This is a genomic window from Glutamicibacter sp. BW80, assembly GCF_002332385.1.
Taxonomy (GTDB): domain Bacteria; phylum Actinomycetota; class Actinomycetes; order Actinomycetales; family Micrococcaceae; genus Glutamicibacter.
Genome location: NZ_NRGV01000068.1, coordinates 16,743 through 32,130 on the forward strand (window position 1 = coordinate 16,743; position 15,388 = coordinate 32,130).

Consider the following 15,388-nt stretch of genomic DNA (forward strand, 5'->3'; position numbering starts at 1 on the left):
CCGGCGGCACGCGGCTGTCAGCTGCCGTCGCTCCCATGGTCATTTGACTCCCCGCGGGCTTTCTTCTTGTCGTACCGCTCCCGTGCCTTGTGGCCAGCTCGGCGTTTGAGCTCCGCGGCATCTTCCGCGAAATATTCACTAGTCATCGCCTTGAACTCCTGGAACTTGGCTTGCTCCTCTTCCGGGGTTGGCCCGGGCTCCCAACTTCGCAGCCAGAGCACTTCGCTGGTGTTGATCACCGCAACGATGGCAGTGGTCAACACGGCTGCATCCATGGCTCGGGTGACTGCGAACGTCGAGGCGAACGTGAGCAACACCGACGCCGATAACGGGAGCAGCACGTAGCCGAGCCCGCCAGGTGCAGCCCGATATTCCCTAAGGACTATTGGGCGCTCGAGGACGGCGCCGAGCACCTCCGAAACCACAAACGACACGATCAAGGCAATAACAAGTTTGCCGAAGGTCGCGTCCACGCTGATGAACCATGTGCACAGCCAGGCAACGGCCAGGGCCAGAAGTCCTTTAACTGCACCCGTCGTCAGTCGTCCCGCGATGGCGTTCCCGAGCGTCGGAAACCTGATTTCATCTGCACTCATGTTAATCCTGCAAAAGGTAGATTCCCCGTCAACGAGTTTTTGCGCTTCAACAAAATGGCAGCGCCCAACTACCGGTGTTCTTGACATGTTAGGGGCTTGCGCATTCGAAAGTTTCCTTGTCGATTAGTCTCTTTTAAGACCCTAGTCCTGATTAATTACCCTAGTCAACGATCCGCCCCTCATCCTTTAGTGGGAAGGGAAGCCGAATCTCGCCCCGCTGATTCATGGATCTCGTGGATTCGTCCCCTGCGCTGATCGTGATATCGCACTTCTGCGCCTGCTCTGGTGGTTTGCGAGACGCTGAGTTTGCCTAGCCGTCTTCGAGATGCTTGGCGGCGGCCAGCGTTACCCGTGCCTGGCGCAATAGCGGTTCATCGACCATCTGGCCTTCAAAGGCGAAGACCCCCGGATTGGTTTCGGCCGCGGCGAGGATCCGCTTGGCCCGCTCGAGCTCGGCCTCGCCGGGCCGGAAGGCTGCACGGATCACCGGCATCTGATTCGGATGGATGGAGGCCTTGGCGGCGAAGCCCGAGGCCTTGGCATCTCGCGCTTCGGCCAAGAGTCCGGCGGTATCCGGAATATCCAGGTAGACCGAGTCGATCGCTGCCTTGCCCTGGGCTACCGAGTGCAGCAGCACCTGGGAACGGGCGAAGCGTGCCACCTCGCGGTAGTTCCCCTCTTCCGTGCGCGAAGAGGTTCCGCCCAGCGAAGCCATGAGATCTTCGGCCCCCCACATCACCGCGACCACATTGGGAGCCGCCGCGATCTCGGAGACGCTGGTGATGCCCTTCGCTGTTTCGCACAGCGCAACCACCTCGTAGCTTTGCAAGCGCGCCGGATCGGCGGCCGATTCGCTCTTGGGCAGCATCACCGTGCGGTAGGCGGTCTGCCTCAGCGCCGCCAGATCCGCAGCAAAGAACTCGGAGTCCGCCGGATTGACCCGCACGATGGTCCGTGCCGGATCCAGGGCGCTGTCCAGCAGCGCCCGGCGGGCGGATTCCTTGCTTTCCGGCGCCACCGCATCTTCCAAGTCGATGATGACCGCGTCGGCGCGTGCGGCGGCCTTGGCATAGCGCTCGGGGCGGTCCGCCGGGCAGAAGAGAATCGCGGGGCCCATGGCGAAGCTAGTCATTTGCGGCGGCTTTAGTGGAATCCAGGGAGTCCAAGTGCGCTTGCCGGGTCCACATCAGGCAGGTGCGGGTCGCGGTGGCGACGATGTCCCCGTGCTGGTTCCGTCCGGTGTGCGTCATCGAGGCCAGGCCTTGTCCGGGGCGGGATTTCGACTCGCGCAGGGCGGTGACCTCGGTTTCGGTGTAGAGGGTGTCCCCGTGGAACATGGGGTGCGGGAATTTCACATCATTGATTCCCAGCTGCCCCACGATGGTGCCCTCGGTGAGCTGCCCCACCGATTGGCCGATCATGGTGCTCAAGGTCAGCAAGGAATTCACCAGCGGCCGGCCGAACGGCTGGGTTGCGGCCCACGCCGCATCGAGGTGCAAACCTTGATTGTTCATGGTCATGGTGGTGAATTGCACGTTGTCGGCCTCGGTGAGCGTGCGCCCGGGCTTATGCACATATGCGGCCCCGAGCTTCAGCTCATCGAAGTACAGTCCGCGCTGTTCGAAACGTTGTTGCGTAGGCTCGCTCATGCGTTTTGCTCCTGAATTTGTGGTTCCACCGTGGCCACCAGCTGCTTGGCCTTCACCAGATCGCCGACGCTCAGCCCGGTCATGCGCACCGTGCCGGTCGCCGGGGAAAGCAGCTGGTGCTCCATTTTCATTGCCTCGATGCTGACCAGCAGCTGCCCCTCGGACACCTGTTCGCCGTCGGCTACCTGGACCGAGATCACGGTGCCGGGCATCGGGGTCTCGACATGCGGGGAGAACGTGCCCGACGCCTTGGCCAGCGTGGCCAGGTGCCGTTCGAGCACCTCTTCGCGGGGGAGCTTGCGCACCGCTCCGGTCCACCCGTCTTCGCTGAGCCACAAGGTGCCGTCCGCGGCGAAGGCGTGGCGAATCCCGGTGCGCTGCCCGTTGATGGAGTAGTTTCCGGAGCCCAGATCCCGCACCGCGTACTCGTGCCCGGCAAGCAGAATGCGGCTTGAGCTGTCCCCGCCGTGCACGGTGAGCGCAACTTGCTGCTCTTGCACTTCATAGTGCTGCGGTGTCCCGTGGTTGTGCTGCGCCCGCCAGCCGTCGCGGCGGGTCCACGGGGTATCCGCGGTGTGCAGCCGGCCGTGCTCCAAATGGGCCGCCAGCGCCAGTTCGCGCGCGCCGGGGGACCGGAAGGAGAACTCGTGCATCTTCCGTTCGATCAGGTTCGTGTCCAGCCGCCCGGCCGCCACGTCCGCGTCGGCCAGCAGCAGGCGCAGGTATTCGCTGTTGGTCAGCACGCCGAGCACCACGCATCGGCACAGGGCGCGGTCAAGCCGGGATACGGCCTCCGTGCGGTTTTCTCCCCAGGCGATGAGCTTGGCCAGCATCGGGTCGTAGTGCGCGCTGATTTCGAGTCCATCGCGCAGCGAGCTGTCCACGCGCAAGTGTTCGCCGGCCGGTTCGCTGACCCGCAGGATGGTTCCGACCGAAGGAAGGAACCCTTCCGCGGGGTCCTCGGCGTAGAGCCGTGCCTCGATGGCATGCCCGGTGAGCGTGACATCGCGCTGGGCGAAGTCCAGCCGCTGCCCGGCGGCGATGCGCACCTGCCAGTCCACCAGGTCCAGCCGGTTGCCGTTGACCCTGGCGACCTCTTCGGTGACCGGATGCTCCACCTGCAGCCGGGTGTTCATTTCCATGAAGAAGAACTCGTCCGGGTTCTCGTCGCTGACCAGGAATTCGACGGTTCCCGTGCCCACGTAACCCACCGACTCTGCGGCGGCCACGGCCGCCGCCCCGATGCGTGCGCGGATTTGCGCGCCCTGCTCGAGGTTCTCGAACAGCGGAGCCGGAGCTTCTTCGATCACCTTCTGATGCCGGCGCTGCAGCGAGCATTCACGTTCGCCCAGGTGCACGGTATTGCCGTGCGCATCGGCCAGGATCTGCACCTCGATATGGCGCGGGTTGCGCACCAGGCGTTCGAGGAACAAGGTTTCGTCTCCGAAGGCGTTGCGCGCGGTTCGCCGCGCGCTGGCCAGTGCTTCGGGAAGCTGGTCCGGGGATTCGACGGCGAACATTCCCTTGCCGCCGCCGCCCGCGGAGGGTTTGATCAGCAGCGGGAAGCCTACCTGTTCGGCGGCCTCGCGCAGCTGGGCATCGCTCAGCCCGGGCTCGGCGATGCCCGGCACGACGGGCACCTGGTGGGAGAGCACGTGATTCTTCGAGCGGATCTTGTCGCCCATGAGGTTGATCGAGTTCACCGGAGGCCCGATAAAGGTGATTCCGACGTCCTGAAGGGCGCGGGCGAACTCCACGTTTTCGGAGAGGAAACCGTATCCGGGGTGGACCGCCTGAGCGCCGGTGTCCTTGCAGGCTTGGAGCACCGCGGGGATGCTGAGGTAGCTCTCATTGGCAGGGGATGCCCCGATGCGCACGGCGGTATCGGCCTCGCGCACGTGCAGCGCCCCGGCATCCGCGTCCGAGTACACCGCCACCGAACGGATCCCCAAGGTGCGCAGGGTGCGGATGATGCGTACGGCGATTTCGCCGCGGTTGGCGATGAGGACCGTGTCAAATAGTTTTGTATCCATGATTGTCTCCTCGCGCTACATCCGGAATAGGCCGAAGGAGGTCTCCGGCAATGGTTGACGGGCGCAGACGTCCAGGGCCAGGCCCAGGACCCGGCGGGTATCGGCCGGATCGATGACTCCGTCGTCCCACAGGCGTGCGGTGGAGTAGTAGGGGTTTCCCTGGCTCTCGTACTGCTCACGGATGGGCGCCTTGAAGGCCTCTTCGTCCTCGGCGCTCCAGCTTCCGCCCGAGGCTTCGATGCCGTCGCGCTTGACCGTGGAGAGCACGGAAGAGGCCTGGTTTCCGCCCATCACCGAGATGCGCGCCGCCGGCCACATCCACAGGAAGCGCGGTGAGTAGGCGCGGCCGCACATCGAGTAGTTTCCGGCGCCGAAGGATCCGCCGATCACCACGGTCAGCTTGGGCACGCGTGCGGTGGCTACGGCGGTGACCATCTTGGCTCCGTGCTTGGCGATGCCATCTGCCTCGTAGTCGCGGCCCACCATGAACCCGGCGAGGTTCTGCAGGAAGAGCAGCGGAATGCCGCGCTGGTCGCAGAGCTCGATGAAGTGCGCGCCCTTCAGCGCGGACTCCGAGAACAGCACGCCGTTGTTCGCGATGATGCCGACCTGGTGGCCGTGGATACGGGCGAAACCGGTGACCAGGGTGGTGCCGTATTCTGCTTTGAATTCATGGAATTCACTGCCGTCTACCAACCGCGTGATGACTTCGCGGACGTCGTAGGGGGCATTGACGTCTACCGGCACGCAGCCGGCCAATTCGCTGGCCGGGTAGCGCGGTTCGGCGACCTGCTCGGCGATTCTCCAGGCCGGGGCGGGATTCTCCGGGAGCGTGGAGAGGATGTCGCGGACGATCATGAGCGCATGTTCGTCGGTTTCGGCCAGGTGGTCCACCACTCCGGAGGTTTTGGCATGCAGATCTCCGCCACCCAGCTCCTCGGCGGTAACGATTTCGCCGATGGCGGCCTTCACCAGGGGAGGGCCGCCGAGGAAGATGGTTCCCTGGTTGCGCACGATCACCGTTTCATCGCTCATCGCCGGGACGTAGGCGCCACCGGCGGTGCAGGAGCCGAGCACCGCGGCGATCTGCGGGATCTTCTTGGCCGACAGGTTCGCTTGGTTGAAGAAGATCCGGCCAAAATGCTCGCGGTCCGGGAAGACCTCGTCCTGCATGGGCAGGAACGCGCCGCCGGAGTCGACCAGATAGACGCAGGGCAGGCTGTTTTCCAGCGCGATCTCCTGGGCGCGCAAATGCTTCTTGACGGTGATCGGGAAGTAGGTGCCGCCCTTGACCGTGGCGTCATTGGCGATGACCAGCACATGCCGGCCGTGCACCAGCCCAACGCCGGCGATCATGCCGGCGCCCGGGCTCGCCCCGTCGTACATGTCCTCGGCGGCCAGCGGGGCGATTTCCAAGAAGGGGGAGCCGTCGTCCAGGAGCTGGTTGACGCGGTCCCGGGGCAGCAGCTTGCCGCGGTCCACATGGCGCTGGCGGGATTTCTCGGATCCGCCGCGGGCGGCGCGCTCCAGGCGGCGGTGGAGCTCATCGGTGAGCGCCGTGTATTCGGCCGCGTTGCGCTGGTAGGCAGCGGAGCTGGTGTCGAGCTGTGAGTGCAGGGTCTTCACTGGGTTCCTTAGCTGACGGTCTGCTGGGCTTGGATGGTGGCCGGTTCGCTCGCGAGCCGGCGTGGAATGGCCAATAGGTCGCCGAGTTGCTGCGGCGCTTCGGTGACCGCAAGAATTCTGTAGGCCATGGCAACGAAGTTTTGCTGGACCTGGCTCAGGCTGAGCCTGCCGTCCGGGCGGTACCAGTGGGCCACGCCGGTGCCCATTTCCATCACCGCAAGTCGTGCCATGGTCAGGTCATCGGTGGCGAATTCGCCGGCCGCCTGGCCGGCAGCCAGCACCTTGGAGAAGAGCGATTCGTAGTGGTCCCGGAGTGCTTGCATTTGTTCCTGCGCCGGACCGGTCAGGGCGCGCATCTCGTATTCGGCGACACGCGCGGTGAGCGGATTGGTGGCGGTGAATGCCACATGGAAAGCGATCAGCCTCGCGAGCTGCCGGGTGGGTTGTTGCTCGCCGGCGATTGCTGCGCGGCCGCCGGCGATCATGGCGTTCAGGCAGTCGGAGATGATCCGCATGAGCAGGTCCTGCTTGCTGCCGACATAGTGATAGAGGGTGGCCGAGTTGATGCCGGCCGCGGTGCCCAGTTCCCTGATTCCCGTGGCGGCGAAGCCCTGCTGGGCGAAGCGTGCGACGGCCGCTCGCTGCACCTGGTCGATGTCCATGCTCTTGAATCGCTTTCGCCCAAAGACTGAGAGTCAATCAATCGATTGATTGACTCTCAGTCAAGTCGGAAATACGAGCTGTGTCAAGGGTCACTTTAGCCAGTGCGGGGAGAAGGCTGCGGGCCGGGCCAAATGCTTGCGCATTCGGCCCGGCCCGCGGATTTGCCGGAAAGCTCCTCGTTTAGCGCTGGCGCAACCACACGGTGGTTGCCGCGGGAAGCTGGCCTGCTGCATCCAGCGGACCGCTCGCCAGCAGGACTTCACCGGCCGGCAGCTGCTGAGCCTGCGCGGTGAAGTTGGTGAAGCTCACCCAACCATTCGGCCGGGAAAAGCCGAGCGTGCCGGACTCGGTAGCCAGCCAGGAGAGCGATTCGTCGCTTTGCAGCTCGCGGCGCAGCTTCAATGCCTCGCGGTAGAGTTCCAGCGTCGAGCCCTCGACCCCGGACTGTGCCGCTACCGCGTACCGGCCAAAATCCTTTGGCTGCGGCAGATGCGCTTCGCCGGAGCCGAACCCGAAGGAGGAACCGCTCGTTTCCCAGGGCAGCGGGACGCGGCACCCGTCACGGCCGACTTCCACTGCCTTATTCCTGAAAAATGCGGGATCCTGGCGCTGTTCATCCGGAATGCCGGTGACCTCGGGAAGCCCCAGCTCCTCGCCCTGGTACAGGTAAGCGCTGCCGGGCAGCGCCAGCTCCAGCAGGGTCGCCGCGCGAGCGCGGCGCAGCCCCAGCTCCACATCCACCCGGGCCGGATCCGCACCCTGCAGCAGCCAAGTCTTCGCCGCGTCCGGATCGCCGGTTGCTTCCAGCCCATAGCGGGTGGCGTGGCGAACCACATCGTGGTTCGAGTACACCCACGTGGTCGACGAGCCGGCGGCGGAAGCCTGAGCGAGGTTGAAGGAGATGATCTTCTTGAACGCCTCGGCGTCGAAGTCCGCCTGCAGCAGATCGAAGTTGAACGCTTGGCCCAACCCGGTGGCCCGGGCGTAGGCAGGACGGCGGTCGGCATTGGTCCACGCTTCGGCGACCGCAATGCGCGGTGGCTCGTATTCGTTGAAGACCTCACGCCATTCGGCGTAGACCTCATGCACCTCGTCGCGATCCCAGATCGGATGGGTGCCGTCCCATGGGTGGGCGTCGAGTTGTGCCTTATCCGGCAGCTCGGTCAACGGGATGTCCTTGGTCAGCGCGTGGGCCACATCCACGCGGAAGCCATCCACCCCGCGGTCGGACCAGAATCTCAAGGTCTTGCGGAAGTCTGCGCGGACTTCTTCATTGGACCAATTGAAGTCCGGCTGTTCCTTGGCGAAAAGATGCAGGTAACATTGGCCGTCGCCCACGGCGGTCCAACCCGGTCCGCCGAACAAGGATTCCCAATCGGCCGGCGGCAGTTCGCCATCCTGGCCCAGGCCGTCACGGAAAATATAGCGCTCGCGCTCGGCCGATCCCTTCGGTGCGGCGAGCGCCGCCTTGAACCACTCGTGGCGGTCCGAGGAATGATTCGGCACGATATCCACAATGACCCGAATGCCTGCAGCGTGCAGCGCAGCGGCCATCCGGTCAAAATCCTCCAGCGTGCCCAGGCGGGGATCAACATCGCGGTAGTTGTCCACGTCGTAGCCGCCGTCGGCGAGGGCCGAGGGGTAGAACGGGGAGAGCCAGACGGCATCGATTCCGAGCTCCTTCAGGTAGGGGACCTTGGAGGTGATGCCGGGCAGGTCGCCTAGGCCGTCGCCGTTTGCGTCGGCGAAGCTGCGCGGGTAAATCTGATAGACAGCGGCCTGGCGCCACCAGTTGGCATCCGGCGAAAGGCCGGCGGAGTTCTGCGTATCTTGCAAGGTCATCTTGCTTCCTTCCGGAAAAGTTGTCTGCTTCTAAATGTAGATGGTTCAGGGGAGGGGCGGCTTAGGATTTCACCGCCCCTTGGGTGAGCCCGGACATGACCCAGCGTTGGGTGAACAGGTAGGCCACGATGCTTGGCGCCATCGCCATCAGGTAGGAGGCGAAGGAGACGTTGTAGTTATTTGAGAACTGGGTCTGGAAAAGCTGCTGGACTACCGGCAGGGTCTGGTCGGCCTGTTCGGCAATGATCAGCGAAGGCATCATGAAGTCATTCCATGAGGCCAGAAACGCGAAGATCGCCACGGTGGCACTCATCGGCGCCATCAGCGGGAAGATGATCCGCCAGTAGGTGGTCCAGGTGCCTGCGCCGTCGATGCGGGCGCTTTCCTCCAGCTCTCCGGGCAGGCCGCGCAGGAAGGCGGTGAAGAGCAGGACGTTGAAAGACAGCCCGAACATCACGTGCAGAATGGCTACGCCTACCGGGTTATCCAGCCCGAAGAGTCCGGTGAGCTTCACCTGGGAGAGCGCGAGCACCGGAAACGGGAGGAACATCGCGGCCAGCAGGTAGTAGAAGCTGAGCCGGTAGAGGCGCTTATGCCAGTTGCGGTGAATCGCATAGGAAGCCATGGAAGCGAGCATCACTCCGCCGAGCACCGTGGCCAGGGTGATCAGCAGCGAGATGGTGAAGGCGCGGGGGAAATTGACCAGCTCCCAGGCCGCGGTGAAACCCTCGATGGAGAACGGGCGCGGGAGCGAGAAGGCTTTCCCGTCAACCGCTTGAGCGGCCGACTTGAACGCCATGGAAACGGTCACGAACAAGGGGATGAGCACAGTGAGGGCGCAGGCCATTAGCGCTCCGGTGGCCCACCAATTGATGCGTTCGCGTCCAATCCGTGCGCGGGAACGCTTGTTCAGCCGTTGCTGGAGGGTAACGCTCATTTGGCCACTCCCTTACTTGTCAGGCGCAGCTGGAGCAGCGCGATCATCAGCGAAATGAGGAAAAAGACGGTGGCGTTGGCCATCTGGTAGGCGTAATCGCCGCGTTCAAATCCGGTGAAGATGGTCATGGCGATGGAGCGTGTGGCTACTCCCGGTCCGCCATTGGTCAGGCCGACGATGATGTCATAGGCACCGAGGAAGTTCTTGAAGCCAATGATCATGTTGATTCCGATGTACCCCACCATGAGCGGCAAGGTCACCGCCTTGAGCTGCCCGAAGGCGCTGGCTCCATCGAGCGAGGAAGCCTCGTAGAGGTCATAGGGAATCGCCATCAGCCCGGCTATGTAGATCAGCATGGCCGACGGGATCGCCTGCCAGGCGGTGACGATCACGATGGAGATCCAGGCGTAGTCGGGGTTGGCCAGAATTGAGGACTTCAAGAAGTCCAATCCGATGGTTTCTCCGAAGGCCGGCAAGGTGTTGGAGAAGACGAAATTGAAAACGTAGGCGATCACGATGCCCGAAATGACCATGGGCATCACGAAGATGGCCCGTAGCGCGACCCGCGCACGGATCTGCGCGGTCAGCCCGATGGCGAGCAGAAAGGCGATGAGGTTGGTGATGATCACGGTGATGAATGCGAAACCAAGGGTGAAGCCGTAGGCGCCGATGATGGCCGGGTCGGTGAACAGGGCCAGGTAGTTGGTCAGGCCGATGATCTGGTAGTCGCCGAAGCCGACCGAGTCGGTGAAGCTGAAGAATATGCCCATCAATGCGGGAACCGTAATGGCGATGGTGAAGCAGATCAGCGCGGGGAGCAGGAATGCCAGATAGGTCCATTCGATGCGCCGGCGCCGTGGCGGGCGCGCAGGCGCGGCGGGTTGAGCTTCGGGCGTGGGTTTGATTGAGGTCGTCAGAGCCATGATTCGTCCTTAGCTGACTAGCCGCGCTGGGCTAGTCGAGCCCAGTCCGCGTCGAGGGTGGCCAACGTCTGTTCTACGCTGCTTCCGGTCACGAGGCCCTGCATGTAGTTCTCGAAGGGGATGGTGCGCGGGATGGCGGTGGAAACTCCCTGGAAGACCTTGCCGCGATCGATATAGGGCTGCAGCTGCACCAGGCGTTTGTCCTTGGCCGGAGGGGAGTCCGAGCGCACTCCGAAACCGAGGGCCATCTCGTTATAGGGGTTCTGGACTTCGGGCCGGCAGAGGAATTCGAGCAGTTCGCGCGCTTCATCCTGGTGCTCGGACTGTTCCGGGATCCAGAGCGCCAGGTCGATATTGACGCGGACCTTCAGATCGTCCGGATCCTCGGTCATGGGCAGCGGGAAGGTGCCGATATTGGCGTTGGGGTTGGTCTTGGAGATTTCGGGCAGTGCCCAGGGGCCTTGGAGGTACATGGCCGCTTGGCCGTTGGCGAAGGCGAGGTTGCCGTCGCCGTAGCCGCGGTTCGCCGCATCCTTATTGGAGAACTTGGCCAGTTCCTGCATGCGCAGCAGCGGGTCGGTGAAGGCCTGGGAGAAGGACAGTTCGGAGCCGGGAGTGAAATCCGCGCCGACGCTTCGCAGCGCGGCGAAGAATTTGTTGATGTCCACGGCTCCGCCCAGGGTGTAGTCCGCCAGTCCCTGGGATGCGGTCCACGCGTCCTTGAAGGTGGAGTAGATCGGGGTGACCTTCAGGTCTACGAGCTCTTCGCATAACGCCACGAATTCCGAGTAGCGCTGCGGGATGGCCAGCTTGTGCTTGGCGAAAATATCCTTGTTGTACAGGACGGCGGCACCCATCATCGAGTAGGGCAGCACCGAGGTGCGCCCCGGGTAATCCGGATAGAGTGCGAGCAGTTCGTTGACGAAGGGAGCGTTCATCTGGACCTGGGGCAGATCCGAAAGGTCCGATAGCGCGCCGCGTTCCTAGAAGCGTGCCATCTCGTAGTTGTAGTTCAAGCAGCCAAGATCCGGCGGGTCGTTGCGGGCAAAGGCCGCCGAGAGTCCGGCCGTCACTTCGTGGACCGCGGATATGGAAGATTGTGCGCCGTTGAACTCGCTGAGCAGGTCGCGGAAGTAGGGGACGACCTCCGGCTTTGACTGGTTGAATCGAATCGAGGTGCGAGTGCTGGTAGCGCCGCAGCCCGCGAGCATCAGGGTCCCTGCGGCTGCCAAAGACGAGATGAATGTTCTGCGGGACAGGGCTCTGGGCAGCGTGGTAGATCCTATGTTCATGGGTATCTCCGACGGTCGAATGAAGTGGGTCACTTTATTTTCTCAGTAAATTTAGCATCTAAATAAATATCCGTCTATACTCAAATGGTGAAATCAATGACCGATTCCAGCAACCAGCATTCCGCGACGGAACCCGGCGCCACCTCCATGCGACGCCTGAATACCCAAAAGGTCCTCAAGGCGACCTGGGATCGCGGGCTGGTGACCGCCAGCGAGCTCATCGAGCTCACCTCGCTCACCCGGGCAACCGTGCTGAACCAGGCAAAAGAGCTCGTGGCCACCGGCTGGCTGCGTGAAGCGGAGGACACCCGTGCCGCCGGAGCATACTCGAAAGGCCGTCCGGCCCTGCGCTATGAACTCGACGCCGCCAAATCGGTAGTCGCCGGAATCGACGCCGGCCAACACCGGATCTCGCTGGCGCTCGCCGACCTGCGCGGCAAGGAGATTGAACGCCGGTCCCTGAGCGTGGAGCCGGGAGCATGCGGGGAAGAACGGCTTCGCATCACCGAGGAACTTCTTCGCGGAACCCTGGAGAAGCACGGAGTTCAAAAGCTCGGCGCCCTGGTTATCGGGGTCCCCGCTCCGGTGGATTCCGGTGGTTTTTCGCCAAAGGTGGCCGATGGCTTCTGGGCCGCGATGAACCCGGACTGGCGTGCGCAGCTGGCGGAATATACCCACCTGTTCTCGGTTGAAAACGACGCGAACCTGGCGGCGGTGGCGGAACTTGGACTCGAAGAATCCGATTCCTTCGCCGCGCTGATGGTCGGCGAACGATTCGGTGCCGGAGTGGTCATCGACGGGCACCTGTTGCGCGGAACCCACGGGCTAGCCGGAGAGATGCGCTTCCTTTCGCATGTCACCGGGGTGGGCGATGCGCTGGGGCTTGGCTACCTCGCACGAGAACAAGCGAGGCATGCACTGGCAGGCGGGGCCGAAAGCTCGCTTCGGCGGATTCCCGCCGAACTGGTGCGCGCCGAGGATGTTTTCCAAGCGGCCGCGCAGCAAGATCCGTTGGCACTGGAAATCCTGGAATCGCTCGGGCGTCGGCTGGCAAAGGTCGTGGCCGTGATTTCCGGATTCGCCGGGCTGCAGAAGGTCATTCTCTCGGGTGCCATGGCGGGAATCCTGCAGCCGGTAATCGATATCGCCGACCGTGAATTAGCCAGGGAACCAGAGCTTACCTGTGTGCAGTTGGCAGTTTCCGAGCTGGGCGCGGAGGTGGCATTGCAAGGGGCCATCTCGCGCGGCATCGAATTGGTCCGGGCAACCGCGCCCTTCGAAACGCAGAAGCGATGAATTTCGGTGGCCCCGACCTCCATCGATAGCGCCGACCGCCGGGCGCGCGGCGCGGTATCGGCCTTGTTTCTGACCAATGGTGCGCTGTTCGCAAATATGGCGCCGCGCCTTCCCGAGCTGAAGGACACTTTCGGGCTGGGCGAAGCGGCCTACGGTTTTCTGGTGATCGCCTGGCCGGTAGGCGCAATCATTGCCGGCCTGGCGTCCGGCTGGCTCATTCGCCGCTTTGGCTCGGCGCTTGTGGCCGTGGCCGGAACCATGCTCACCGGAGCTGCGCTGCTCGGCGCCGGCTCGGCCCCGAGCCTTGCGCTGCTCGCCACGGGCTTCCTGTTCGGCGGCGCAATGGATGCCATCACCGATGTGGCACAGAATTCCCACGGGCTCCTTGTGCAGCGACGCTATGGACGCTCGATCCTCAATTCTTTCCATGCATTGTGGTCGGTGGGCGCCGTCCTTGGCGGTTCCATGGCCGCCGGAGCCATGGCGTTGAACCTGTCGCTGAGCGTGCACTTGGGCATCTCGCTGCTGATATTCGCGGTCGTCGCCTTGACCGCCCTCAAATTCTGCCTTCCCATGGGAAAACCGCAAGCCGGACTCGAAGAGGTATCCGAGGACCGCCCTGCCGATCCCTCCCCGGGCACCGCGCGCACGGCGCGCAACCACACCCTGTGGATCATGGTCGCGTTGGTGCTGATTTCCACCGCGGGGGTCATGACGGAGGACGCGGGCAACTCCTGGGCCGCGCTGTATCTTGCCGATTCGCTGGGGACTTCGGCCTCTTTCGCGGCCCTTGGCTATATTTCGCTCGTCGGCGCCCAGTTTGTGGGTCGAATTCTTGGCGACGGCATGGTTGACCGCTTCGGACAGCGTTTGGTCGCCCAAATGGGTGCCGTCTGCCTCATCCTCGGCATGGGGTTGGCGCTCGCCTTCCCGTCGGTGCCGGGAAGCGTGCTGGGTTTCGCGGCTGCCGGATTTGGCGTGGCGACCCTGGTTCCGGCCGCGATGGAACACGCAGACAGGCTGCCGGGCCTTGCCCCAGGCACCGGGTTGAGCGTGGTCTCGTGGCTGATGCGTCTGGGATTCCTGATCTCGCCGCCGCTGGTTGGATTTGTTGCCGAGGGCTGGGGGCTTCGAGCCGGGCTGTTGCTCGTCCCGCTGGTGGGCGTCATCGTGCTGTTGTGCTCGCCGGTGCTGCGGGCAAAAGCACCGCGCCAGCAACTTTAATTCACGGCCCGCACACCCCTCGGACGTCATCTTGGTTCGATGCCGGCGAAATATGACACCTCATTTTTAATGAATCAATTAGGCCACCGTAGAATACAAGTCACTATTTAGAACGGAAACCGATCTAACTCACCACATCGAGAGCATGGTCGGTGCTGGCTCGACTTATCCGGGTGGGGTTGGCCAGAGCGTGCCGAGGGGATAACACATGTCTAAATCCGCCAACTCCGTAGCCGGCACAGCGTCTTCCAAACAGGAAGATCCGGTTCAGCTGAACAGGCGCCGATTCTTTTCGGCGGCGGGTGGAGTACTTGCCCTGGCCGGCCTTGCAGCCTGCACATCGCCGCAGAATTCCGCGACGGCTCCGAACCCGGTAGGCGATCACGCCCCGGCCGCCGCCAAGGCACCTAGTACACCCGGCCAAGCCCTTGAAATGCTCAAGACCGGCAACAGCAGATTCGCCGAAGGCAGGCCAAAGCACCCGAACCAAACAAGCCAGCTGCGAAGCGACCTTGCAGAGCACCAAGAACCATGGGCCTTGGTCCACGGATGCGTTGATTCTCGGGTTGCCCCCGAGCTCGTCTTCGACCAAGGGATTGGCGACCTCTTTGTCACGCGAACGGCAGGTGCGGTACTCGACGACACCCTCGTGGGGAGCATGGAGTTTGCGGTCAGCAGCCCCTATGAGGTCCCGGTCATCGTGATCCTCGGGCACACCGCCTGCGGAGCGGTGACCGGCACGGTCGAAGCCCTCGAGAAGAACGCAAAGTCACCGAAGGCCCCGGGAGAAATGATCGATTTCATCAGCGAGATCGCGCCGGCGGCGCGTGAGGCGGAACCGGTGCCGGACAAGTCAGAACACATCAACAACGTGGTCCGGATGAATACCGTCGCGGTCGCCGCCGCGCTTGTTGAACGCTCGGAGATCATCCGTGCGGCGGTTAACGCCGGGCGCACCGAAGTCATTGCGGCCGTCTATGATCTGCAGACCGGGTTGGTTGACTGGAACTTGACTAAAAATGAGAAGATATAAGGCTATATAGCAGAAACTTATACTTCCTTATATTGTCCAATACTGTCGATGACAAGTTTGGAACAATAGGTCACCCGGATAATCTTCCGGGCCGAAACTGACCCGTAATTCTTGGGTGAACGCGATGTTGACACCGCAGCCTGCGTTTTCCTTAGTCCGTGAGCTAAGCAACGCCCGGCGCCGAAGCCGCGGAGGGCACCGTGAAACGCAAGATCGGAACGGAATCTTCGTTCTCTGCCGTTCTTGGCATTAAAGGGCTCTTCAGAATTGAGAG

At 63.1% G+C, this 15,388-nt stretch carries 14 protein-coding genes and 1 pseudogene; 3 read left to right on the forward strand and 12 right to left on the reverse strand.

Annotated features, from left to right (window positions below):
* Positions 1-17 precede the first annotated feature (17 nt).
* From CIK76_RS17245 to CIK76_RS20000, 11 genes and pseudogenes are all read right to left on the reverse strand, one after another.
* Complete coding sequence (locus CIK76_RS17245; RefSeq protein WP_096288747.1) at positions 18-596, reverse strand: hypothetical protein; 579 nt, start codon at positions 594-596, stop codon at positions 18-20.
* Positions 597-906: 310 nt separating this feature from the next.
* Positions 907-1,728 (reverse strand): CoA ester lyase, encoded by an 822-nt coding sequence (locus tag CIK76_RS17250; protein ID WP_096255400.1) that lies wholly within the window; start codon positions 1,726-1,728, stop codon positions 907-909.
* On the reverse strand, positions 1,721-2,245 hold the full coding sequence (locus tag CIK76_RS17255) for a MaoC family dehydratase (protein ID WP_096255401.1): 525 nt from the start codon (positions 2,243-2,245) through the stop codon (positions 1,721-1,723). Before CIK76_RS17255 ends, CIK76_RS17250 begins: the two co-directional genes overlap by 8 nt.
* Positions 2,242-4,278 carry a biotin carboxylase N-terminal domain-containing protein gene (locus CIK76_RS17260; RefSeq protein WP_096288750.1) on the reverse strand — a complete coding sequence of 679 codons (2,037 nt, stop codon included), beginning with the start codon at positions 4,276-4,278 and terminating at the stop codon, positions 2,242-2,244. The genes CIK76_RS17255 and CIK76_RS17260 overlap by 4 nt, the downstream gene beginning before the upstream one ends.
* 15 nt (positions 4,279-4,293) lie before the next feature.
* The gene (locus tag CIK76_RS17265) at positions 4,294-5,904 is read right to left on the reverse strand and encodes a carboxyl transferase domain-containing protein (protein WP_096288752.1); all 1,611 of its coding nucleotides are present in this window, start codon (positions 5,902-5,904) and stop codon (positions 4,294-4,296) included.
* An 8-nt stretch (positions 5,905-5,912) separates the two neighbouring features.
* On the reverse strand, positions 5,913-6,566 hold the full coding sequence (locus tag CIK76_RS17270) for a TetR/AcrR family transcriptional regulator (protein ID WP_096288754.1): 654 nt from the start codon (positions 6,564-6,566) through the stop codon (positions 5,913-5,915).
* A 181-nt stretch (positions 6,567-6,747) separates the two neighbouring features.
* Positions 6,748-8,409 carry a glycoside hydrolase family 13 protein gene (locus CIK76_RS17275; RefSeq protein WP_096288756.1) on the reverse strand — a complete coding sequence of 554 codons (1,662 nt, stop codon included), beginning with the start codon at positions 8,407-8,409 and terminating at the stop codon, positions 6,748-6,750.
* Between the two features lie 61 nt (positions 8,410-8,470).
* Entirely contained in the window at positions 8,471-9,346 is an 876-nt protein-coding gene (locus tag CIK76_RS17280) for a carbohydrate ABC transporter permease (RefSeq protein WP_096255409.1), read from the reverse strand.
* Entirely contained in the window at positions 9,343-10,269 is a 927-nt protein-coding gene (locus CIK76_RS17285) for a sugar ABC transporter permease (RefSeq protein WP_096288758.1), read from the reverse strand. Before CIK76_RS17285 ends, CIK76_RS17280 begins: the two co-directional genes overlap by 4 nt.
* A 17-nt stretch (positions 10,270-10,286) precedes the next feature.
* Positions 10,287-11,237, reverse strand: a pseudogene (locus CIK76_RS17290) (extracellular solute-binding protein); the annotation flags it as partial.
* A 15-nt stretch (positions 11,238-11,252) separates the two neighbouring features.
* Positions 11,253-11,561, reverse strand: a complete 309-nt coding sequence (locus CIK76_RS20000) for a hypothetical protein (RefSeq protein WP_343252149.1) — start codon at positions 11,559-11,561, stop codon at positions 11,253-11,255.
* A 96-nt stretch (positions 11,562-11,657) separates the two neighbouring features.
* Here CIK76_RS20000 and CIK76_RS17295 point away from each other — a divergent pair, with 96 nt between their 5' ends.
* From CIK76_RS17295 to CIK76_RS17305, 3 genes are all read left to right on the forward strand, one after another.
* Positions 11,658-12,857 (forward strand): ROK family protein, encoded by a 1,200-nt coding sequence (locus tag CIK76_RS17295; RefSeq protein WP_176484294.1) that lies wholly within the window; start codon positions 11,658-11,660, stop codon positions 12,855-12,857.
* Positions 12,858-12,863: 6 nt separating this feature from the next.
* A complete protein-coding gene (locus CIK76_RS17300) occupies positions 12,864-14,081 on the forward strand; it encodes an MFS transporter (protein WP_343252150.1) in 1,218 nt (405 codons plus the stop codon).
* Between the two features lie 208 nt (positions 14,082-14,289).
* Complete coding sequence (locus CIK76_RS17305; RefSeq protein WP_096255417.1) at positions 14,290-15,114, forward strand: carbonic anhydrase; 825 nt, start codon at positions 14,290-14,292, stop codon at positions 15,112-15,114.
* Between the two features lie 17 nt (positions 15,115-15,131).
* Here CIK76_RS17305 and CIK76_RS19685 read toward each other — a convergent pair.
* Positions 15,132-15,388, reverse strand: a 257-nt coding sequence (locus CIK76_RS19685; RefSeq protein WP_217990431.1) for a hypothetical protein, incomplete at its 5' end; no start/stop codon positions are given.